This is a genomic window from Streptomyces sp. NPDC005181, assembly GCF_040608395.1.
Lineage (GTDB): Bacteria > Actinomycetota > Actinomycetes > Streptomycetales > Streptomycetaceae > Streptomyces.
The window spans coordinates 13,631-34,388 of record NZ_JBEXID010000045.1; the positions used below are offsets into that span (position 1 = coordinate 13,631).

The following is a 20,758-nucleotide window of genomic DNA, read 5'->3' on the forward strand; positions in this document are numbered from 1 at the left end:
ACAGGGCTGACGCCTGGGGGCAAACAGCACGATTCTAGGCATCGATGCGGACCGGGCCCGAGAGGAGGGTGGGTGGAGGACGAGTTATTTGATCTTCCTGCCGCGGATCGCACGGGATTGACCATGCGCCGCAACGACGACCGCCAGCCGGCCCGCCGCAGCGAGCTGGAGATCTTGCAGCGGCTGGGCCGGGAGTGTGACGTGCGGATGCTGGTCGATGACGACGAGCTGGTCTGTGAAGCGGCCGAGCAGGCGGGGTTCGCCGTGGTGCGGGCCCGCTGGGCGGTGGCCTCGCCTTCGATGCGGGACGCGCAGGAGCGGGAAGGGTGTACGTGACCTCGTCGAGCCGGGCCGGCTGCCACGTTGCGTCGGCTCAGCTGGTCTCGTCGAGCCGGAAGCCCACTTTCAGGCCTACCTGATAATGCTCGATTCGGCCATCCACGATCTGCCCGCGCACCTGGGTGATCTCGAACCAGTCGAGATTGTGCAACGTTTCCGAAGCCCTTGCGACGCCCCTGCGGATGGCGTCATCGACCCCTTCGTGAGAGGTTCCTACGATTTCGGTGACCCGATAGGTGGGACTTGACATCGTGTGTCTCCTTCCGTCCCTACCACGGTGCCCCACCTGGCCCTGTCACGCGAGGGGTCGGGGTGGCGAACGTGTCGTGAACTGGTCTTGACCAATTGATTGGTCCATACCAAACTCCAGCCACACCCGTGCGAGCAACGCCCGCAGTCCCCCCACATCGGGTCCTGTATCAGTCGTGCTGTTTCGCAGAAGGTGACCCCCGTGAAGAACCGCGTACTCATCGGTGCCGTCGCGCTCGTCTCCACCGTTGCGCTGGGTGGCTGCGGCTATCTCTCGGGCTCGGGTGGCTCCGGCGACAAGACGGTCACGATCTGGCTGATGAAGGACAGCGTTTCCGCCGATTTCCTGGACCGCTTCACGAAGTCGTACGAAGAGGAACACCCCTCCATCGAACTGGAGTTCAAGATTCAGGAGTGGAGTGGAATCGGCCCCAAGGTCACTGCGGCCCTCAAGGGCGAGGACACCCCGGACGTCATCGAAGTCGGAAACACCCAGGTCGCCCAGTACGCAGAGAGCGGCGGGCTGCGCGACCTCACGCTCGAATCGATGCGTGACCTCGGCAGCGAGGACTGGCTGCCCGGTCTCGCCGACCCCGGCAGCATCGAGGGCATTCAGTACGGCATCCCGTGGTATGCGGCCAACCGTGTGGTGATCTACAACAAGGACCTCTTCGAGCAGGCAGGCATCAAGAGTGCGCCGAAGACGCGGAAGGAGTGGGTCGAGGACAGCCGGGCGCTCAATCGGAACGGCAACCAGGGCATGTATCTCGCGGGCCAGAACTGGTACGTCCTCGCCGGGTTCATCTGGGACGAGGGCGGCGACCTGGCCCACGACAACGGCGGCGAATGGGCGGGCGCCCTGGACACTCCCGCCGCACTCAAGGGCATGGCCTTCTACAAGGAACTCCAGTCGTACGGCAACGGCCCCAAGAACGCCGACGAGGAAAAGCCCCCGCAGACCGACGTGTTCGCCGAGGGCGATGTCGCGCAGATCATTTCCGTGCCGGGCAGCGCAAAGCTCATCGAGCAGAAGAACCCCGAACTCAAGGGGAAGCTCGGCTACTTCCCGATCCCCGGCAAGACTGTGAAGAACCCCGGCTCCGTATTCACCGGCGGTTCCGATCTGGTCGTTCCGGAAAAGGCGGCCGAGCGCAGCGCCGGTATCGACGTGATCAAGGCGCTGGCGGGCAAGAAGTGGCAGGAGGACCTCGCCAGAACCATGAGTTACGTCCCGAACAAGCCGAGCCTCGCCCATGTCATCGAGGGCCAGGAGGGCACCGCCGCCATGGCCGAGGGCGCCAGGCGCGGGCGGGCCACCCCCAGCTCGCCCCAGTGGGCGGCGGTCGAGGCCGCCAACCCGATCAAGCCGTACATGACAGCCGTCCTGCAGGGCGGCGACCCGCTGGAAGAGGCCAAGTCCGCTTCGGAACGGATCACCGCCGAGCTCACGGGCAGCTGAGCGAGGGCGCTCAATCGGGGCACGGGAGGGCGTCCGGTCCGCCGCCGGGCACCCCGGGATTCAGCCGTCGCACATCCAGGCTCTCCGCAGCGGTCATGTCGAATCCAGCCGGTCACGGAAGAAGTAAGGGGCCGGGCCGTCGCAGCACTGCGGCAGCCCGGCAGTCGCCCTTGCCGATCCGTCCCCGGAGACCGTCATGAACGCGCTGCCCACCCCACCGCTCGTCGCCGGACCGCTCACCGCCACCCCGTTCGTACCGCAGCAGCTCACCCCGGTGCAGTCCGCCCCGGCACTGCCCGAAGCCCCGGCTGCGTCCGACCTCCCGGCCCCTTCGCTCTACCGGGTTTCCCTCGCCGTCAGCCAGGAAGACGTGCGCGCCGCACAGCGGCTGCGCCACCAGGTCTTCGCCGGTGAACTCGGTGCCCGGCTCGACGGCCCCGAGCCCGGTCTGGACAGCGACGCCTTCGACGCGTACTGCGACCACCTGCTGGTGAGGGAGGTGGCGACCGGCGACGTCATCGCCACGTACCGGCTCCTGCCGCCCGAGCAGGCCCGGATCGCCGGCCGTCTCTACGCCGAGACCGAGTTCGATCTCGGTCGCCTCGGCCCGATCCGCGACGACCTGATCGAGGTCGGCCGCTCCTGCGTCCACCCGGCCCACCGGGACGGCGCCGTCATCGCCCTCATCTGGGCGGGTCTCGCCCGCTACATGGAGCGCAGCGGGCACAACTGGCTGGCCGGTTGCTGCTCGATACCCCTGGCCGACGGTGGCGTCCTGGCCGCCGACTCCTGGGACACGGTGAGGACGAAGTACCTGGCACCCGAGGAGTACTGGGTCACCCCGCACCGTCTCTGGCAGCCCACCGCCGCCACCCGTCCTGCCGCAGCCGTGGGCGCCGCCGGGCGGACCACCGCGCGTACCGGTCTCTCCGCACTCCCGCCGCTGCTCCGCGGCTACCTGCGGCTCGGTGCCCGGGTCTGCGGGGCGCCCGCGTACGACCCCGACTTCAACGTAGCCGACCTCTACGTACTGCTGTCGCTGCGCCGTACCGACCCGCGCTATCTGCGCCACTTCCTGTCACTCGCTCCGCTGACATGAGCGTCTGGCTGCCCACGGCACCCTGCACCCCGCGCACCTGCGCCGGTCACACCGGCCCCGTGCGCGGCCGGCTCCCGGCCACGGCCCTGCTCGTCGCGGGGTGCACCCTCGTCCTCGTCGGCGTGGTGTGCGTCCCGGCCGTACTGCTGCTCGGCCCGGCACCGCGGGACCGGTTGATCCGGTGGTGGGCGTACGGGGTGGTGCGGGCGTTCGGCGTACGGGTACGGGTGATCGGCCGGCCGCAGCCGCCGGCCGGAGCGGCGCACGCCGGTGCGCTCGTTGTCGCCAATCACATCTCGTGGCTGGACATACCGCTCGTCGCCGCCGTGCTCCCCGGCCGGATGCTCGCCAAGAGCGAGATCCGCCGCTGGCCGGTGCTCGGTGCGCTCGCCGCCCTCGGCGGCACGCTGTTCGTCGAGCGCGACCGGCTGCGGGCGCTGCCCACAACCGTGCGCGACATCGCGGGGGCGCTGCGCAGCGGGTCCCGGGTGGTGGTCTTCCCCGAAGGCAGCACCTGGTGCGGGCGCGGCCCCGGCGGCCGGTTCCGGCCCGCCGCGTTCCAGGCCGCGCTCGACGCGCACGCCGACGTCCGTCCGGTACGCATCACCTACCGCACCGCGCGCCCGGACGAGCCGGCCGCGGGCGCCGCCGCCTTCGTCGGGGACGATCCGCTCACCGCCTCACTGTGGCGCGTGGTCACGGCGGCCGGGCTGACCGCAGAGATCCGCGTCCTGCCGCCGATCCCCGCGGGCACACTGCCCGGCCGCCGTGCGCTCGCCCGTGCCGCTCAGACCGCCGTGGCCAGCGACAGCGCGAAGCGGTCCGCGGAATCCGTCCACCACTGAGTCAACCTCAGCCCGGCCACGGCGAGCTCGCCCCGGATCCCCTCCTTGCGGAACTTGGCCGACACCTCCGTACGCAGTTCCTCGCCGGCCTCGAACGGAACCACCAGATCCAGCCCGGGGATCTTCACAGTCAGCGCTCTGCGGGCCCGCAGCCGCATCTCGATCCACTCCTGCCGCCGGTCCCACAGCGCCACATGGTCGAAGTCGGCCGGGTCGAAGTCCGCGCCCAACTCCCGGTCGACGACGGTCAGGACGTTCTTGTTGAACGCCGCTGTCACTCCGGCCGCATCGTCGTACGCCGCGACCAGTACCTCCTCGTCCTTCACCAGATCCGTGCCGAGCAGTAGCGCGTCGCCCGGCGAGAGCAGCGACCTCACGGACTTCAGGAACACCGTCCGCTCGTCCGGCAGCAGATTGCCGATCGTGCCGCCCAGGAACGCGACCAGTCGCGGTCCCGGCGTGTCGGGCAGCACGAGCTCGCCCGTGAAGTCGGCGATCAGGGCATGGACCGCAAGATCCGGCCGATCCACGAGCAGCGCCTCGGCCGCGCCTCGCAGCGCGCTCTCGCTCACATCCACCGGCACATAGCTGTGCAGTGCGGGCAGTGCGTCCAGCAGATGCCGGGTCTTCTCCGACGAGCCGGAACCCAGCTCGATCAGGGTCTTCGCCCCGGACGCAGCGGCGATCTCCGGTGCGCGGGCGACCAGGATCTCCCGCTCGGCGCGGGTCGGGTAGTACTCGGGGAGCCGGGTGATCTCCTCGAACAGCTCACTGCCGTGCGCGTCGTAGAACCATTTGGGCGGCAGTGTTTTCGGGTGCCGGGTCAGACCGTGCAGCACATCGGCGCGCAGCGCCGCGTCCGTCGTGTCCACCGGCAGGGTGCGGGTCAGCAGAAAGGGACTCACTCGGGGGGCTCCTTGAGCGGGGTCAGCAGAACGTCGGCGCGGGTCGCGGCCAGCAGAGTGCGGTCGGGGACCTCGCGCCAGTGCGGATCGTCGTCGTACGGCTCCGAGGCCACGACCGTGCGGCGGCCCGGATCGGCGAGATACCACAGGGTGTCGCCCCAGGCCGTTGCCACGATCGTCGTGCCGTCGGTGAGCAGCAGGTTCAGCCGCGAACCGGGCGCCGCCCCGGCGACCTCGCGCACGGTGTCGGCGACCGCCTGCGGCACGTCGTCGCCTTGCGCGACCCGGTGCTGCACCAGCGCCCAGATCAGGGCCGAGTCGCAGCGGGCGGCAAGAGCGAGGAGCTCGGCCGGGGGCAGCATGGCGGCAAGCGGCGCCAGCGATCCGGGCCAGCCCTTCACCGCTCCGTTGTGGCTGAACAGCAGCCGGCCCGCGGCGAACGGCGCGGCCGCAGCCTCACCGTCCGCGTCCCGCTCGGTGGCGTCCCGGACGGCGGCGAGCAGTGCCGTGCTCCGTACCACTCGGGCCAGATCGTCGAACGACTGGTCGGCCCAGATGGGTCCCTGGCGCCGGTAGCGCCCCGGGACCGGGTCGCCGTCCGCATACCAGCCCACGCCGAAGCCATCCGCGTTGACCGTTCCGTACGTCTGCCGGCGTGGCTCCCAGGACTGGCGGACCAACGCGTGGGGAGGCCGGGTCAACAGCTCGCCGAGCGCCACGGGTGGCCCCAGATAGGCAATATGGCGGCACATCAGAGATCCCTCGCGGTACGGAATCCGGAGAAGATCTGGCGCCGCACCGGAAGGTCCCAGTTCCGGAACGTGCCCCGGCAGGCCACGGCGTCCACGGCGAACGAGCCGCCGCGCAGCACCTTGTGGGCGGGCCCGAAGAAGACCTCCGAGTACTCGCGGTAGGGGAATGCCGAGAAGCCCGGATAGGGGAGGAGGTCGCTCGACGTCCACTCCCACACGTCCCCGATCAACTGCCGTACCCCGAACGGCGATCGGCCCGCAGCGTACGCTCCGGCCGGTGCGGGCCGCAGATGGCGCTGGCCCAGGTTGGCCCGCTCCGGGGACGGGTCCTCGTCGCCCCACGGATAGCGTCGCGAACGCCCCGAAGCCGGGTCGTGGCGCGCAGCCTTCTCCCACTCGGCCTCGGTGGGCAGCCTGCGCCCCGCCCAGCGGGCGTACGCGTCCGCCTCGTACCAGCTGACATGGAGCACCGGCTCGTCCGTGGGCACCGGTTCGGTCACCCCGAAACGACGGCGCAGCCACTGGCCTCCGTCCCGGTGCCAGAAGAGCGGGGCGGTCAGCTCGTGCTCACGGACCATCGCCCAGCCTTCGGGTGCCCACCAGCGCTGATCGGTGTAACCGCCGTCCTCGATGAAGCGCTCGTACGCGCCGCAGGTGACCGGAGCCGTGTCCATGAGGAACCCCGGCACGTCACGCACATGGGCGGGACGTTCGTTGTCGAGCGCCCACGGCTCGGTCGACGTACCCATGGTGAACCGGCCGCCGGGAATCAAGACTTCGGCGGGCAGCGAGGCCGCGTCGGTGGGCCGCGGCGGCTCCGGTGCGGTGAGCACGGCCGGACCGGACCGCAGCTGGTGGGTTATCAGCATCGTTTCGTCGTGCTGCTGCTCGTGCTGGGCGATCATTCCGAAGGCGAAACCTGCCTCCACGAGCGGACGGTCACCGGTCAGCGCGGTGCTCTCCAGGACGTCCAGGGCCCTGCCTCGCACCTCCGCGGCATACGAGCGGGCCTCGGCGGGCGGCAGCAGCGGAAGGGAGGGGCGGCTGGACCGCGGATGCTCGAAGGCGTCGTACAGCCCGTCGATCTCGGGGCGCATCGCCTCCCGCCCGGCGACGCCGCGCAGCAGCCACAACTCCTCCTGATTGCCGATGTGCGCGAGGTCCCAGACCAGGGGCGACATCAACGGTGAGTGCTGGGCCGTCAGTTCACGGTCGTCGACGCTGTCGGTGAGGAGCGTGGTGCGGTCCCGGGCGGCGAGGAGCGCCGCGAGAGCGCGCTGCCGGAGCGCCTCGGGATCAAGATCGGGAGTCGGGGTTACGGGGGAATCAGTCATGAGTGGGCTTTCCTTCCCTCTTCCGGACGAAGCGCCGGAGGCGCCGCATGCACCGAGGGCATCGCGAGCAGTTCGGGCAGATCGTCAGCAGGACATCGGCCCCGGGCGACGAAACGGTCGTGGAAGACCGCTACCGCCTGCTGAACAGCCTCGGACGCACCCAGTCGGGGCAGAGATTCCAACGCCACTTCGAAGCAGGTCGCGGCCGTCGCCCGTAGTTCCGGGTCGGCCAGGCCGTCACGGGCGGCGCCGACCCAGAGCGGATTGCGCGGGGCGGACAGTATGCCTGCTGTCTCGGCCAGAGGTTTGACGGTGCGGTACACGGTCTCGGCAGCCTCCGGGTCGTCGAACAGGGCGGTGGTGACGGCGAGCGGCACCAGCCATCCGTCGTCACCGAGCTGCGCGTCGATCATGCGCAGTTCGAGATGTCCGCGCGGGCGAGTCGGCGGAAACAGCGTGGTGATGTGGTAGTCGAGATCGGCGCGCGTCGCCGGCCGCGGCGCACCCGTACGGATCCAGTCGCGGAACGTCAGACCGACCGGCACGGCCCACGGTGTCTCGTCGCTCCGGATGCACATCACCGGGGCGTCGAGCACATGCGCGGCCCAGTCGTCGCGCGGGGCGAGACGGCCGCGCGGTGCCAGGCTCCGTACCGGATCGAGGTCGGCCCACAGCGACTGGCGGGTGGATCGCCACCCCGTCGGCCGGCCCTCCCGGTACGGCGAGTTGGCGAACGCCGCCACCAGCACCGCACCCAGCAGATGCGCCAGCTGCCAGCGCCGCCCGTAGCCGAGCGGCCCCGGCTCCTCCTCGCCGGCGTCCAGACAGACCTGGACGGATGCGGTGGAGCACATCATGGCGCGACCCGCCGGTCCCGAGCGGTCCAGCGAGGCCTCCAAGGCGTCGTAGCGGGGCTCGTGCAGCAGACGATGTGGCGGATGCCACGGATCGACGCCGAGACCGACCGGTACGAGGTTCAGCCGACCGAGCGCGTCACGAACGGCGGCAAGATCGGTGGACATGGCATCGATACAGGCCATCAGAGAGTCCGCCGGACGCGAGCTGAGTTCCAGCTGTCCGCCGGGTTCGAACGTGAGCGCCGCACTCAGCGGCAGCGTGCCCACGGCGGCGACGGCAGCGTCGAGACGGTCGTGGGCGACCGGGGTACGAGGCCGGTCACGGTCGTGAATGAGCCATTCGAGCTCGACACCGACCGTCCGGGGCGGGCCTGTCTTGAAGCAGATACATCGCAGCAAATCCTCCGCCTCGCCCTCACCGAGGGGGCGGTCGTAGTCGGTCGGACCGTGGCCGACGGGTGCGTCCGGTGACATGCCGGGGCCTCCTTTTTCGGAACGTCCGTACCACCCAAACCCTTGCGGGGAGATCGCACAAGGGTTCCCCTGTGTGGCACATAATTCCATTGCACCGGGATCGCAGGAGCGTGGATCATGCCCGTATGCATCACACGGGGGAGTGCCGATGAGCGCACGCCTGCGCGCCATCGCGACAGAGACCGAGTCCATCGTCGAAGCCGGGCTCTACCGCACGCCCGAGGGGCGTGAGGTCAGTATTGAGCGCACTCTGGCCGCCGCGCTCTCCGGGACCCGGCTCTACGGGCCCGACCCGGTTCCCGTCGCCGCACTCGACACCGACCGCACCGCGGTCATCGAGGTGACCGGCGAGAGCAGCCTGCAGGCGGCCCGTCGGATGACCGGCGAAGCGCCCGGCAGGATCGCCGTCCTGAACTACGCCTCCGCCCGTAACCCCGGAGGTGGCTACCTGCGCGGCGCGCAGGCCCAGGAGGAGGCCCTGTGCCGCGGCTCCGCGCTGTACGCCACCCTGCTGCGCGCCCCCGACTACTACGCCCACCACCGGGCCGAACGCAGCGCCTTCTACACCGATCGGGTGATCCACTCAGCCGGCATGCCGGTGTTCCGTGACGACCGGGGGCGGCTGCTGGACACCCCGTACACCGTCGGCTTTCTCACCTCGCCGGCGCCCAACGCCGGAGTGATCCGGAGCCGGACGCCCGAGGACGCCCACCGCATCCCCGCGGCGCTCGCGTCGCGCGCCGAGCGGGTGCTGGAGGTGGCCGCCGTGCGCGGGTACCGCAGGCTGGTGCTCGGGGCCTGGGGCTGCGGCGTGTTCATGAACGATCCGGAGCAGGTGGCCGGCGCGTTCCGGGCGCTGCTCGTCGACGGGGGGCGGTTCGCCGGCCACTTCGAGCAGATCGTCGTCGGCATCCTCGACCGAAGCCGCACGTCGGCCACCCGCGACGCGTTCGCCCGGATGTTCGACCGTGAGCCGCAGGCGTAACCCTGACGTTGGGCCGGAGGAGTGGAGACCAACTGTAACGGTCACGTTGAGCCAGAGGGGTGGGCGGCGGCGGCGGCGGTGACGTCTGGCCGGAGGGGTGGGTACCGACCGTGACGGCGGCATCTGGCCGGAGGGGCGGGCGCCAACCATAACCGTCAGGTTGAGCTGGAGGGACGGGCAGCGGCCCTGACGGCGACGTCGAACCGGTGGGGCCGACGTCAGCCGCCACGGGGGCCGGTGGGCCCGGCCCTCGTCGGTCAGCTCCAGCCGTAGCGCTCCCGCAGCCGCCCGACGACCAGTTCGAACCGGTCCCGGTCCAGCGCGCACGCCTCGCGGCGCATCCCGTCCTCGTGCACCCGCAGCACCCGGTCCAGATCCACCCAGGACGGCCGCCCCGAGCTGTCCCACGGCCCGGCGCCGAGGGCCACCCACTCGCGGTCCCGGTCGTGCTGCTTGCTGGAGAGCTGCACGGCGAGCAGCGTTCCCGTTGCCTCCCGTGCCACCACGAGCACCGGGCGGTCCTTGCCCCGGCCGTCGTTCTCCTCGAACGGCACCCAGGTCCAGACGATCTCCCCCGGATCGGGATCGCCGTCGCGGTCGGGGGCGTACGAGGTGCGGACCTGGCCCACATCGTGCGGGTCGGCCTCGGCGGTGGCGGTCGGGCCGGAGCGGCCGGGGAAGCCGGCCGGGCCGTCGGTGCTGGTCGTGCTGAAGGTGCCGACTGAACGGTGAGGGATCGTCATCCGGACACCGTAGAACGTGCACGGCCCATTCCATGGAGTCGGGTCCGCCGGACGCGCTGCGGGGCGGGAAGGACGACGCGTTTGCGCCGCTGCCTGCACAGAGCGCGCCGTGCGGCTCGACGGGGCGACGACGGGACAGCACAAAGCTGTGGCCGGTACTCGCCCGTGGCTGACGGACAAGTACCGGCCACAGCTGCCGCGACCGGTCAGGAGGGTGTGCCGACCTCCTGATCACCCGTCACCGGAATGTGCTCCTTGCGCGGCGCGGGCGGGACGGCGGGCGCGACACCGTTGACCGGGGGCGCGGCCTCCGTCCCCCTGTTGTTCCGGCCGTCGTTCCGGCCGTCGCCCTGGCTCATCGTGGACAGCAGCTGGCGGGCCAGGCCCAGTCCCGTACCGCCCATCGTCAGCGCCTTCGCGAACATCTCCGACATGCCGTCGGCCCCGTTCAGCAGCACCATGTGATCGACGCTGCTGAAGGCGCCCGCGCCGGCCTCGACGATCTCCGGCCACTTCTCCGCCAACTGCTGGGCGACCACGGCCTCCTGATTTTCCGCCAGGGCTGCCGCCCGTGCCTTGATCGCCTCCGCCTCGGCCAGACCTTTGGCCCGGGTCGACTCGGCCAGTGCAAGCCCCTTGGCCTGCGCCGCTGCTGCCTCCGCCTCGCCGGTCGCCCGGGTCGCCGACGCGGCGGCGGCGCCCCGCGCCTTGGTCGCCTCGGCCTCCGCGACCGCCGCCGTCTTCACCCGGTTGGCCTCGGCGATCGCGGCGAGCTCCGTCTCCTTGGCGTGCGCCTCGGCGGCCGAGATCCGGGCGTCGCGCTCGCCCTCCGCCAGTGTGCGCTTCTCGTACGCCTGGGCATCGGCGGGCTTCCGTACGTCGACCTGCAGCTGCTGCTCGCGCCGCTGGGCCTCCAGCTCGGCGACCCGGGTCTCCTGGACCACGACCTCCTGCCGGGCCGCTGCGTCGGCGAGCGGACCTGCCTGCCGCGACTTGGCCGCGGCCTTGTCCCGCTCGGCCTGGTAGCCGGCCTGCAGGATCTCGCTGTCGCGGGTCGCCTCCGACATCCGGGCGGCGGCCTGCTGTTCCGCCTCGGTCGCCCGCCGGTTGGCCTCGGCCTGCGCGATCCGGGCATCCCGCTGAACGGCGGCGGCATGCGGCATGGCGAGATTCTTGATGTACCCGGTCGGGTCCTCGATCTCATGGATCTGCAGCGAATCGACGATCAGCCCGAGCTTCTCCATCTCGCTGCCGCACGCCGCCCGGGTCTGACCGGTGAGCTTCTCCCGGTCCCGGATCATGTCCTCGACGGTCAACCCGCCCACGATGGAGCGGAGATGACCGGCGAACACGTTGTGCACCCGCTCCGCCATCATCTTCTGCTGGTCGAGGAAGCGGCGGGCCGCATTGGCGATCGACACGAAGTCGTCGCCCACCTTGAAGATGACAACACCACGTACCCGCAGGGGAATCCCCTGATGCGTGACGCAATCGACGGACAGTTCCGTCTCGTTGAGGTCGAGCGACATCTTCCGTACCGCCTGCACACCGGGCAGGACGAGCGTGCCGTGCCCGGTGACGATACGGAACCCCATGCCCTGCCCAAGACCTTCGGTCTTGTGCTTGGAGCCGGAGATGACCAGTGCTTCGTTCGGCTCGGCCACTCGCCACATCAGCTTGAACAGGCCGATCAACACAATGATGGCGGCGAGAACCAGCCCCGCCGTGACGCCGATGACCATCGGCATGCGCCCCCTTATCGCAGTGCCCCGTCGGCACTGCTGAACAGAGGGAGTCTTCTCCTGCGCACGACGGCGGAGAAGAGGTGTGCAGATCCTTGCCGCATTCTTGACCGGCGCGCACCCGACGCCTGTGCGTCACACACCTCGACCACCCTGCGCGCGGCACCTCAACTGTCGTACGCGCGCGCCACATACACCGTGCGCGGGGGCAGATAATCGATCACCGTCACCACCGTCCCCGGCTCCATGCGGTCCTTCGGCGAGGACGGGTACGCGAGGAAGTGCTCGGCGCCCCCACGGATCCGTACGATCACCTCGCCGACCAGCCCCGGCCCCACCGTCCCGGTCACCCGGCCGAGCAGTCCCACCATCGACGAGTCATCCATGCCCCGGAGCGTACCCACGCAGGACCGGTCTGGAAGACTGCCCGATGCCATGAGCCAGTTACCCAAGCAGCCCTCCGAAGGCGCCGTCCCGACGAGCGCCGACGTGGCGCGACTCGCAGGTGTCTCCCGGGCCACCGTGTCGTACGTACTCAACAACAACTCGACCGTGCGGATCAGCGATCCCACCCGCCGCCGGGTCAGGGAAGCAGCCGGCGAACTCGGCTACGTGCCGCATGCGGCGGCCCGTAGTCTGCGCGCCGGACACACCCGGATGGTGCTGCTGCCCACCGGGAACCATCCCGTCGGACCGCTTCATCACCACTTCTTCCATGAGCTCGAGTCCGGCCTGCGCCGCCTCGACTACACCGTGGTCCAGCACGGCAGTCTCGGCCTCGACGCCGAGGAAGCCGCCCGGGCCTGGGCCGAGCTCCGCCCCGTCGCCGTTGTCGCACCCGGCGGAGTCGCCCTCACCCCGCAGGGCATAGGAGTGCTCCGGCGTTCCGGGGCCAAGGCGGTGATCACCCTCGGCCCGCAGCCGGTCGACGGCGCCCACGCCCTGGTCATGGACGAGCGGGAGGTGGGAAGTTGCGCCATCACGCATCTTCTGGAGCGCGGCCGCCGTCGGATCGGAGTGGTCATGCCCGAGGAACAGGGCGTCGGCGTGTTCGCCGAACCCCGGCTGGCCGGAGCCCGGCGGGCCGCAGCCGGTGGCGGCGCCCGTATCGAGCCGCTGCCACTGCGGTACGAGGAGGAGTCGGCCGCCGCTCTCGCCGCACGGTGGCGCACGCTCGGACTCGATGCCGTGTTCGCGTACAACGACGACTATGCGATGCTCCTGATGCGGGCGCTCCAGGACGCGGGCATCGAGGTGCCCGGCGAGAGCGCCGTGATCGGAGCCGAGGACCTGATGCTGGGCAGGCTGCTGAGGCCGCGGCTGAGCAGTGTGCGGACGGAACTGGCGACGGCGCAGCCGCTGGCGGATCTCGTCGACCGGCTGGTGCGGAACCCGGGGGGCGAGCCCGAGCGCCACGACCTGCTGAGGGCACGGGCGATCCCCCGCGAGTCGAGCTGAGGTGGCGGGGGCGCGGTCGCCGGGCTCACCGGCGGCAGCACACAGAGCTGCTGTCCGGCACGGCAACACGGCAGCGCGGCGACGTGCGCGCCGCGCGTCGCTTGCTTAGCGTCATGACCATGAGCTATCCGCAGAGTTACGAGATCCTGATCGTTCCAGGGTTCACCGACACCACGACCGAACCGGCCGAAGCCACTGAACACACCGAACGCCCAGAAGCCGCCCACCACACCGGCCACGCCGGCGCTCCCGACTCCGTCGCCGCCATTCGCTCGGCCGTCGTGGAGGCCACGGGTGAGACGGGGGCATCGGGCTACCCCAGGTACGCCGGCGAGGGCATGGTGGCGGACATCGATCCGGTGACGCGGACCGTGGAGGCCCTGTTGATCGACGGCGCCGAACTGGACTACGGGCTCTCGGTCAGGGTCTCGGAGCGAAAGACCGAGGGCTGAACCGGGAGCAGGCAACTTCCTTCTCGCTATGGGTAGTTGGGAAAAACCTTCCCTGCATGAGGCCAGCAAGGAACGTCGCGTACAAAAGGGAGCAGCAGTTCGATCAATTCCCTTTTCGGTGGGCGCTGCGTGGCTACGATGTTGCACGTTCAACCGAGCGAGGTCACGTTCGATCGCCGAACGCAGCTCGCACGGCTGCGCCGGATCGCGTCGTCCCGCGAAGCCGCGGCCGCACACCCCGCGCCCCACCGCATGGGACCACCCCTCGAACCGACCGACTGGAGAGCCTTCATGTCCCTGCTCGACCCCAAAGCCTGGCAGTCCCGCACGCTCGCGGGAGGTGAGTCGGACGTCGTCGAGCCCGCCACCGGCGAGGTGCTCGGACGTGTCACCCTCGCCACCCCCGAGGACATCGCCGCGGCCGCCCAGTCCGCAGCCGCCGCCCAGGCCACCTGGTCCCGCACCCCGCACTTCGTCCGCGCCGCGGTCCTGCGCCGGGCCGGCGACCTGTTCACCGCGCACGCCGACGAACTGCGCGAATGGATCGTACGGGAGTCGGGCTCGATCCCCGGCAAGGCCGACTTCGAGCTCCATGTCGCCGCCCAGGAGTGCTACGAGGCCGCCGCGCTCGCGTCCCGGCCGACCGGTGAGGTACTGCCCAGCGAGGACGAGCGTCTCTCCTACACCCGGCGCGTCCCGGTCGGCGTCGTCGGCGTGATCGCCCCGTTCAACGCGCCGCTGATCCTCGCCATCCGGTCTGTCGCCCCCGCACTCGCCCTGGGCAACGCGGTCCTCCTCAAGCCCGATCCGCGCACCGCCGTCTGCGGCGGGCTCGCGCTGGCGGCGGTCTTCGCCGGTGCCGGACTCGACGAGCACCTGCTGCACGTCCTGCCCGGCGGTGCCGAGGCAGGACAGGCGCTGGTCGCCGAGCGGCGCGTCCCGGTCATCTCCTTCACCGGCTCCACCGCTGCGGGCCGCGCCGTCGGCGAGGCTGCGGGACGGCTTCTCAAGCGCGCCCACCTGGAACTCGGCGGCAACTCCGCCCTTGTCGTTCTGGAGGACGCCGACCTGGAGGGCGCGGTGGCCCAGGCCGGCTGGGGCTCGTTCTTCCACCAGGGCCAGATCTGCATGACCACCGGCCGCCACCTCGTACACGCCTCTCTGTACGACGAGTACGTCGAACGGCTCGCCGCCAAGGCGGACGCGCTGACGGTCGGTGACCCGCACCGTGAGCAGGTCCACCTAGGCCCGATCATCGACCGCGGCCAGCTCGGCAAGATCCACCGCCTGGTCGAGTCGAGCACCGCAGGCGGCGCGAAGCTCGCGGCCGGCGGCACCCACCACGATCTGTTCTATCGCCCCACCGTTCTCACCCACGTCGACGACCACACGCCTGCCTACGTGGAGGAGGTCTTCGGCCCCGTCGCCCCTGTGCGGTCCTTCGAAACCCTGGACGAGGCCGCGGCGCTGGCCGCCGACAGCCCGTACGGGCTCTCCCTCGGCATCGTCACCCGTGACACCGCGCTGGGCCTGGAACTCGCGGACCGGATCCCGACCGGCATCGTCCACATCAACGACCAGACGGTGAACGACGAGGCGGTCGCACCCTTCGGCGGCATCGCCGCGTCCGGCACCGGCGCACGGTTCGGCGGCGGGGCCAATCTGGACGCCTTCACGGAGCTGCGCTGGACGACCGTGCGCCACGAACCGGCCGGCCACCCCTTCTAGCCCTCAGGTCCTGTCCGCCTCCGCAACGCCGGGAGGGCCCGGCCGACGGCCGGGCCCTCCTCCACCCACAGTTCGGGATCGCGCAGGCTACTGCTGCTGTTCCTTCTGCTGGGTCTCGATGGACTTGCGCACCTCGTCCATGTCCAGCTTCCGGGCCTGCCCGATGACATCCTCCAGCGCCGCCTCCGGCAGCGCCCCGGGCTGGGAGAACACCGCCACATTGTCCCGGACGATCATCAGCGTCGGAATGGACCGGATCTCGAAGGCCGCCGCCAGCTCCTGCTGCGCCTCCGTGTCGACCTTGGCGAAGACCAGGTCGTCGTGGCGCTCGGACGCCGCGTCGTAGACCGGCGCGAACTGCCGACACGGGCCGCACCAGGAAGCCCAGAAGTCGATCAGGACGAACTCGTTCCCGCTGACGACCTGATCGAAGTTTTCCTTGGTGAGCTCTACGGTGCTCATGCGTCTGTACCTCTTCCTGTGCCCGTTCGGACCTGTCCACGGACAACGGTGGTTTCTCTTGCGCTATTCCGCCTGCCCATGTGGCCGCAGCCCACACCCACGACCAGACTGTCCCCATGACAGATGCTGATGTTGTGAAGAACGCCGTGTACGACGTCGTGGTGATCGGCGCGGGGCCGGTGGGGGAGAACGTGGCGGACCGGATCCGCGCGGCAGGGCTGAGCACCGCGGTCGTCGAGGCGGAGCTGGTCGGCGGCGAATGCTCGTACTGGGCCTGTATTCCCAGCAAGGCCCTGCTGCGCCCGGTCGTCGCCCGCGCCGACGCGCGCAGGGTCCCCGGCCTCAGCGCAGCCGTGCAGGGCCCGCTGGACGCAGCTGCGGTCCTTGCCCACCGTGACTGGTATGTCGCGGACTGGCAGGACGACGGGCAGGTCGCCTGGTTGGAGGGTGTCGGCGCGGATCTCTACCGGGGCCAGGGCCGTCTGGCCGGTACGAAGCAGGTCTCCGTCACCACCCCCGACGGCACCGAACACCGGCTCACCGCGCGGCACGCCGTCGCCGTCTGCACCGGCAGCCGCGCCGTGGTTCCTGACCTGCTCGGAGTCGCCGATGCCCGCCCCTGGACCAGCCGGGAGGCGACCAGCGCGAAGGAGGTTCCGGGCCGCCTGGTGATCGTCGGCGGTGGGGTCGTCGGCGTGGAGATGGCCACCGTCTATCAGGCGCTCGGCACCGAGGTCACGATGCTGATCCGTGGCAAGGGCCTGCTGCCGAAGATGGAGCCGTTCGCGGGTGAGCTGGTCGCCGAGGCGCTGACCGAGGCCGGAGCCGACATCCGTACCGGCGTCTCGGCCACCTCCGTCATCCGCACGGCCCCGGACGGCCCCGTCACCGTCGAACTGGGCAACGGGGAGCGCATCGAGGCCGACGAGATCCTCTTCGCCACCGGCCGCGCCCCGCGCACCGACGACCTCGGACTGGAGACGGTGGCCCTGAAGCCCGGATCCTGGCTCACGGTCGACGACAGCTGCCGTGTAGAGGGCAGCACCTGGCTCTACGCCGTCGGCGACGTCAATCACCGGGCCCTCCTCACCCATCAGGGCAAGTACCAGGCCCGTATCGCGGGTGCGGCGATCGCCGCCCGCGCCCAGGGCGTCCCGCAGGCGACCGGTCGTTGGGGCGCCCATACCGCGACCGCCGACCACGCGGCCGTCCCCCAGGTCGTCTTCACCGACCCGGAGGCCGCGTCCGTGGGTCTCACCCTCGCCGCGGCGGAGCGGGCCGGCCATCGCGTACGCGCCGTCGACTACGACCTCGCCGCGGTCTCGGGCTCCGGCCTCTACGCGAGCGGCTACCGTGGCCGGGCCCGCATGGTTGTCGACCTCGACCGGGAGATCCTGCTCGGCGTCACCTTCGTCGGGCCGGGCATCGGCGAGCTGTTGCATTCGGCGACCGTCGCGGTCGCGGGTGAGGTCCCCATCGACCGGCTCTGGCACGCGGTCCCTGCCTTCCCCACGATCAGCGAGGTCTGGCTGCGCCTGCTGGAGGCGTACCGCGGCTGAGCAGGGACGGCGAGTCAGTGCGTGGGGGGACGGATCCCGACGTGACCGAGCGTCCCTGCGAGAAACGGGGCCGCTGTGTCGTCGGGGTTCGTCGCCCTCCCCGCGCCCGCGCACGCTACGACCAAGTCCCGGTGTGCAGACGGAGTGCGGGCGAGCTCGCCGGGCGAGGCGTTCCCCCGGATCATGTGCTGAGCAGGCGGTTGAAGAACGAGCGACAGCGCTGAAGCGCCAGACATCTGGTCCTCCGATCGAGGTCAGCCATATCCCCGTCATCTGCGACTGCCCCAGGGGCCCTGCACCAAACGGGTACCCGATGGACCTCGGGAGACAGCCGAGGTTTCAGGCCGACGACACAGCCGATGGCCACCCCGTCGACCAGGCGCGATCCGGTCCGGCGAACCGCTACGCGACCCGCCTCTCCGGCACCTGCTGCTCCTCTTCCTCGTCGGGCAGCTTGACGTCGCTCACCATGATGTTGACCTCTACGACGTCCAGACCGGTCATCCGCTCGATTGCGGCGATCACCTCGGTCCGGACGTCGCCCGTGAGCTCGACGATCGAGAAGCCGTATTCGATGATGATCGACAGGTCGACCGCGGTCTGGACCTCGCCGACCTCGACCTTGACACCGCTGGCGACGGACTGGCTTCCCGCTCCGGGCACCCGCTCCCGCACGGCCCCCATCCCGCGGGTGAAGCCCCCGCCCATGCTCTGGACTCCGGGCACGTCCCGGGCGGCCAACCCGGCGATCTTCGCCACCACGCCGTCGGCGATCGTGGTACGTCCACGTGCCCCAGGTTCCGTTGGGCGGTTTCTTCCCTGCGGTCCTGCTCCGTGCGTGGCGTCGGATGCCGGGCGGGTGGTCTCGGGCCGGCCCAGCTGCGTGTGATCGGTCATGGTCGGTCGCCCTTCCGAGGAGAAGGTGGGCTCGATCGCCTTGGCCAGTTTACGTACCATTTGTCAGCATTGCTTGAGCGGCAGGGGTGTGCGGACGCACGCCCGGGCGGGCCCTGCCGTGGCGGGCCTGGGTGGGTCGGTGGCCTGTCTCGTCGCGCCCTGCCTGTTCCCGGTACCGAGTAACTGGCACCGGTGTGGGGGACTTCGGCCCGGGCGCGTGCCCTGCAGTCCGGGGCAGGGGAGGCGTGGTCCGCCGTGATGCGTGGTGGAGCCGGCGCACGTGATCGCGCGGTCCTTCACGGAGACGGCCCCTCTGCCTACCGTCCGTCCACTGCGGTGGTCACTGAGACGTACCGGAACCGCCGGTGGCCGTGAGCCCCGCTTCGGCCACCGGAAGGTTGGTGCAGGGGCCGTCACCGGCGGGGCGGGGCGGGCCGGTGGGGAGGCCTGCGCCGGATCATGGGACGTCGGTTCCGGTGCCCAGGGACCGCCCGCAGCGCAGGTTCCAGCGCCCGGACCGGCCGCTGAGCTCGGTCAGTGTCAGCGGGGCCACGTCCAACCGCCAGAACGCCTGCGGCGGAAGGTCCAGCGCATGCACGATCGCGGCGCGCACCACAGCGGGTTCGGCCACGGCGATCACGCGGCCGTCATCGCCACCGTCCCGATGCAGCGAATCCAGCCAGCCGCCCACCCGCGCATGCAGGTCCAGCAGCGACTCACCGCCGTGCGGGGCAGTCGAAGGGCCGGACAGCCAGGTCGACACCGCCTCCGGTTCGTCCCTGCTCACCTCCGCCAGCCGGTGCCCGCTCCAGCGCCCCAAGTCCCAGCCACGAAGGGCAGGTTCGGGCTCGGACCGCAGCCTCAGCGCCCCGGCGGTCGCGGCGCACCGCTCGTCCGTGCCGTGCACCCGGCGATCGGCGGCAGGCACCGCGGCCGCGGCCGCACGCGCCCGCCGGACGCCGGAAGCGTCGAGCGGGGCGTCACCGTCGAACCGGGCCTCGCGCAGCGCCGCGTTGAGCGCCGGCGAGATCAACATCACCTGTACCGTCAACACCCGCGTCAACTCCCTGAACTGTGGCCTCTTGGACAAGCACACCATGGCATCGAGCGCCGGGGGGTGGGCAGATGGCGCCATGGCGGCGGAGTGCTCCCAGACGGTATGGTCGCGACGAACATGACGACGGTGTGATGGAAGTCCGGTGAGAATCCGGCACGGTCGCGCCACTGTGAACCCGTAGCCATACGGGAAGTCAGACCCACCACTGTCGTCTCAGGCACCACGATCGGGACGCGTGTTCCCCCAGGAGGTTCTGCCATGGCACAGACTGCTGCCCCCGCCGCCGTCGCATCACCCGCCATCACCCCCATCTCGCTGAAGGCCATTGCCCCTTGGGCGGTCTTCTTCGGCATCCTCATGCTCGTCCTGCTCTATTTCGTCGGCGCCGAGCAGGGCGCCACCGCGGTCATCTCCGGTGAGGGTGTCCACGAGTGGGTCCACGACGGTCGCCACCTGCTCGGTTTCCCCTGCCACTGACACACTGCGCAAGCCAGGGGAACCCCTCATGAACTCCATATCTGTCAGAGCCCTGCTGGTCCGCGGCATGCTGGCCGGCCTTGTCGCGGGTGCGCTCGCGCTTGCCGTCGCCTACTTCCTCGGAGAGTCGCGCGTCGACGCGGCCATCGCCCTCGAAGAGGCCCACAGCCACGACCACGGCGGCGGCGAGGAACTCGTCAGCCGCACCATGCAGTCCACGGCCGGCCTCGCCACCGGTGTCCTCGTCTTCGGCGTGGCCATCGGCGGCATCGCCGCGCTCGTCTTCTGTTACGCCCTCGGCCGCATCGGCAGGTTCGGCCCACGGGCCACGGCCGCACTGATCGCGTTCGGCGCCCTGCTGACCGTGTATGTCGTGCCGTTCCTCAAATACCCGGCCAACCCGCCGGCCGTCGGCAACCCCGACACGATCGGCCAACGCACCACCCTGTTCTTCCTCATGGTCGCCCTCAGCGTGCTGCTCGCCGTTGCCGCCGTCATCCTCGGCAAGCGGCTGGCTCCCCGCCTGGGCAACTGGAACGCGACGATCACGGCATCCGCCGCCTACGTCCTCGTCATCGGGCTCGCCTACACCTTCCTGCCCTCGTTCAACGAGGTCGGCAAGGGCTTCCCGGCCGGTCTGCTGTGGGAGTTCCGCCTCGCCACCCTTGCCGTTCAGGCCACGCTCTGGACCACATTCGGTCTGGTCTTCGGCTACCTGACGGAACGGCTGCTGGCGCCGAGACCGGACACGGTCCCGGCGGGGGGCGGCACGGCATCCCGCACGGCCCCTGCCGCCGGCTGACCGGCCGGAACACCGCTACGACCGAACCCGCCAGGAGCCGCCTGGCGGGTTCAGCTGTTGTCGGGGTCCAGTCGCCCGGGTGC

General features: G+C 70.6%; 21 protein-coding genes, 1 pseudogene and 1 riboswitch. Of the genes and pseudogenes, 11 read left to right on the plus strand and 11 right to left on the minus strand.

Going from position 1 to position 20,758, the window contains the following annotated elements:
- Nucleotides 1-123 precede the first annotated feature (123 nt).
- Nucleotides 124-336 (plus strand): annotated as a pseudogene (locus ABZV38_RS25350) (hypothetical protein); the annotation flags it as partial.
- Nucleotides 337-373: 37 nt separating this feature from the next.
- On the opposite strand, the gene ABZV38_RS25355 reads toward ABZV38_RS25350, so the two are convergent.
- Nucleotides 374-589: a dodecin gene (locus ABZV38_RS25355; RefSeq protein WP_356330518.1), complete on the minus strand. Its 216-nt coding sequence runs from the start codon at nt 587-589 to the stop codon at nt 374-376.
- 201 nt (nt 590-790) lie between these two features.
- Here ABZV38_RS25355 and ABZV38_RS25360 point away from each other — a divergent pair, with 201 nt between their 5' ends.
- The 3 genes from ABZV38_RS25360 to ABZV38_RS25370 all read left to right on the plus strand — a co-directional run bounded on the left by ABZV38_RS25360 (nt 791) and on the right by ABZV38_RS25370 (nt 3,991).
- On the plus strand, nt 791-2,047 hold the full coding sequence (locus ABZV38_RS25360) for an extracellular solute-binding protein (protein WP_356330520.1): 1,257 nt from the start codon (nt 791-793) through the stop codon (nt 2,045-2,047).
- 196 nt (nt 2,048-2,243) lie between these two features.
- Nucleotides 2,244-3,146, plus strand: coding sequence for a GNAT family N-acyltransferase (locus ABZV38_RS25365; RefSeq protein ID WP_356330522.1), 903 nt, complete (start codon nt 2,244-2,246; stop codon nt 3,144-3,146).
- Entirely contained in the window at nt 3,143-3,991 is an 849-nt protein-coding gene (locus ABZV38_RS25370) for a lysophospholipid acyltransferase family protein (protein ID WP_356330524.1), read from the plus strand. The genes ABZV38_RS25365 and ABZV38_RS25370 overlap by 4 nt, the downstream gene beginning before the upstream one ends.
- On the opposite strand, the gene egtD is transcribed toward ABZV38_RS25370, so the two are convergent.
- The 4 genes from egtD to egtA are packed head-to-tail and all read right to left on the minus strand — an operon-like array spanning nt 3,934 to nt 8,313.
- Nucleotides 3,934-4,896 (minus strand): L-histidine N(alpha)-methyltransferase, encoded by a 963-nt coding sequence (egtD, locus tag ABZV38_RS25375; protein WP_356330526.1) that lies wholly within the window; start codon nt 4,894-4,896, stop codon nt 3,934-3,936. The two genes, ABZV38_RS25370 and egtD, sit on opposite strands and share 58 nt — an antisense overlap.
- Nucleotides 4,893-5,648, minus strand: coding sequence for an ergothioneine biosynthesis protein EgtC (gene egtC, locus ABZV38_RS25380; RefSeq protein ID WP_356330528.1), 756 nt, complete (start codon nt 5,646-5,648; stop codon nt 4,893-4,895). Before egtC ends, egtD begins: the two co-directional genes overlap by 4 nt.
- The gene (egtB, locus tag ABZV38_RS25385) at nt 5,648-6,982 is read right to left on the minus strand and encodes an ergothioneine biosynthesis protein EgtB (protein ID WP_356330529.1); all 1,335 of its coding nucleotides are present in this window, start codon (nt 6,980-6,982) and stop codon (nt 5,648-5,650) included. Before egtB ends, egtC begins: the two co-directional genes overlap by 1 nt.
- A complete protein-coding gene (gene egtA / locus ABZV38_RS25390; protein WP_356330531.1) occupies nt 6,979-8,313 on the minus strand; it encodes an ergothioneine biosynthesis glutamate--cysteine ligase EgtA in 1,335 nt (444 codons plus the stop codon). Before egtA ends, egtB begins: the two co-directional genes overlap by 4 nt.
- A 148-nt stretch (nt 8,314-8,461) precedes the next feature.
- On the opposite strand from egtA, the gene ABZV38_RS25395 reads away from it, so the two are divergent.
- A complete protein-coding gene (locus tag ABZV38_RS25395; protein WP_356330532.1) occupies nt 8,462-9,298 on the plus strand; it encodes a TIGR02452 family protein in 837 nt (278 codons plus the stop codon).
- Between the two features lie 257 nt (nt 9,299-9,555).
- Here ABZV38_RS25395 and ABZV38_RS25400 read toward each other — a convergent pair whose 3' ends face one another.
- The 3 genes from ABZV38_RS25400 to ABZV38_RS25410 all read right to left on the minus strand — a co-directional run bounded on the left by ABZV38_RS25400 (nt 9,556) and on the right by ABZV38_RS25410 (nt 12,169).
- Nucleotides 9,556-10,041, minus strand: coding sequence for a type II toxin-antitoxin system PemK/MazF family toxin (locus tag ABZV38_RS25400; protein WP_356330534.1), 486 nt, complete (start codon nt 10,039-10,041; stop codon nt 9,556-9,558).
- A gap of 206 nt (nt 10,042-10,247) precedes the next feature.
- The gene (locus ABZV38_RS25405; protein ID WP_356330536.1) at nt 10,248-11,789 is read right to left on the minus strand and encodes an SPFH domain-containing protein; all 1,542 of its coding nucleotides are present in this window, start codon (nt 11,787-11,789) and stop codon (nt 10,248-10,250) included.
- 161 nt (nt 11,790-11,950) lie between these two features.
- Entirely contained in the window at nt 11,951-12,169 is a 219-nt protein-coding gene (locus ABZV38_RS25410; protein ID WP_326607021.1) for a hypothetical protein, read from the minus strand.
- Nucleotides 12,170-12,218: 49 nt separating this feature from the next.
- Between ABZV38_RS25410 and ABZV38_RS25415 the strand changes: the two genes are divergently transcribed.
- The 3 genes from ABZV38_RS25415 to ABZV38_RS25425 all read left to right on the plus strand — a co-directional run bounded on the left by ABZV38_RS25415 (nt 12,219) and on the right by ABZV38_RS25425 (nt 15,421).
- Entirely contained in the window at nt 12,219-13,241 is a 1,023-nt protein-coding gene (locus tag ABZV38_RS25415) for a LacI family DNA-binding transcriptional regulator (protein ID WP_356330538.1), read from the plus strand.
- A gap of 113 nt (nt 13,242-13,354) precedes the next feature.
- Nucleotides 13,355-13,693, plus strand: a complete 339-nt coding sequence (locus tag ABZV38_RS25420) for a hypothetical protein (RefSeq protein ID WP_356330540.1) — start codon at nt 13,355-13,357, stop codon at nt 13,691-13,693.
- 291 nt (nt 13,694-13,984) lie between these two features.
- Nucleotides 13,985-15,421 carry an aldehyde dehydrogenase family protein gene (locus tag ABZV38_RS25425; protein WP_356330542.1) on the plus strand — a complete coding sequence of 479 codons (1,437 nt, stop codon included), beginning with the start codon at nt 13,985-13,987 and terminating at the stop codon, nt 15,419-15,421.
- A gap of 87 nt (nt 15,422-15,508) precedes the next feature.
- Here the strand turns inward: ABZV38_RS25425 and trxA are convergent, their stop codons facing one another.
- Nucleotides 15,509-15,883 carry a thioredoxin gene (trxA, locus tag ABZV38_RS25430; RefSeq protein WP_356330544.1) on the minus strand — a complete coding sequence of 125 codons (375 nt, stop codon included), beginning with the start codon at nt 15,881-15,883 and terminating at the stop codon, nt 15,509-15,511.
- 116 nt (nt 15,884-15,999) lie between these two features.
- Between trxA and ABZV38_RS25435 the strand changes: the two genes are divergently transcribed.
- A complete protein-coding gene (locus ABZV38_RS25435; protein ID WP_356330546.1) occupies nt 16,000-17,442 on the plus strand; it encodes an NAD(P)/FAD-dependent oxidoreductase in 1,443 nt (480 codons plus the stop codon).
- A 402-nt stretch (nt 17,443-17,844) separates the two neighbouring features.
- Here ABZV38_RS25435 and ABZV38_RS25440 read toward each other — a convergent pair whose 3' ends face one another.
- Both ABZV38_RS25440 and ABZV38_RS25445 read right to left on the minus strand, forming a co-directional pair.
- Nucleotides 17,845-18,339 (minus strand): Asp23/Gls24 family envelope stress response protein, encoded by a 495-nt coding sequence (locus tag ABZV38_RS25440; protein ID WP_356330548.1) that lies wholly within the window; start codon nt 18,337-18,339, stop codon nt 17,845-17,847.
- A gap of 457 nt (nt 18,340-18,796) precedes the next feature.
- Nucleotides 18,797-19,390, minus strand: a complete 594-nt coding sequence (locus ABZV38_RS25445) for a histidine phosphatase family protein (protein ID WP_356330581.1) — start codon at nt 19,388-19,390, stop codon at nt 18,797-18,799.
- 112 nt (nt 19,391-19,502) lie between these two features.
- Nucleotides 19,503-19,651, plus strand: a riboswitch (adenosylcobalamin (AdoCbl) riboswitch).
- Between the two features lie 3 nt (nt 19,652-19,654).
- Here ABZV38_RS25445 and ABZV38_RS25450 point away from each other — a divergent pair.
- Together ABZV38_RS25450 and ABZV38_RS25455 are read left to right on the plus strand one after the other, a co-directional pair.
- On the plus strand, nt 19,655-19,873 hold the full coding sequence (locus tag ABZV38_RS25450; protein ID WP_030980799.1) for a CbtB domain-containing protein: 219 nt from the start codon (nt 19,655-19,657) through the stop codon (nt 19,871-19,873).
- Between the two features lie 28 nt (nt 19,874-19,901).
- Nucleotides 19,902-20,675 (plus strand): CbtA family protein, encoded by a 774-nt coding sequence (locus tag ABZV38_RS25455; protein WP_356330550.1) that lies wholly within the window; start codon nt 19,902-19,904, stop codon nt 20,673-20,675.
- Nucleotides 20,676-20,758 lie beyond the last annotated feature (83 nt).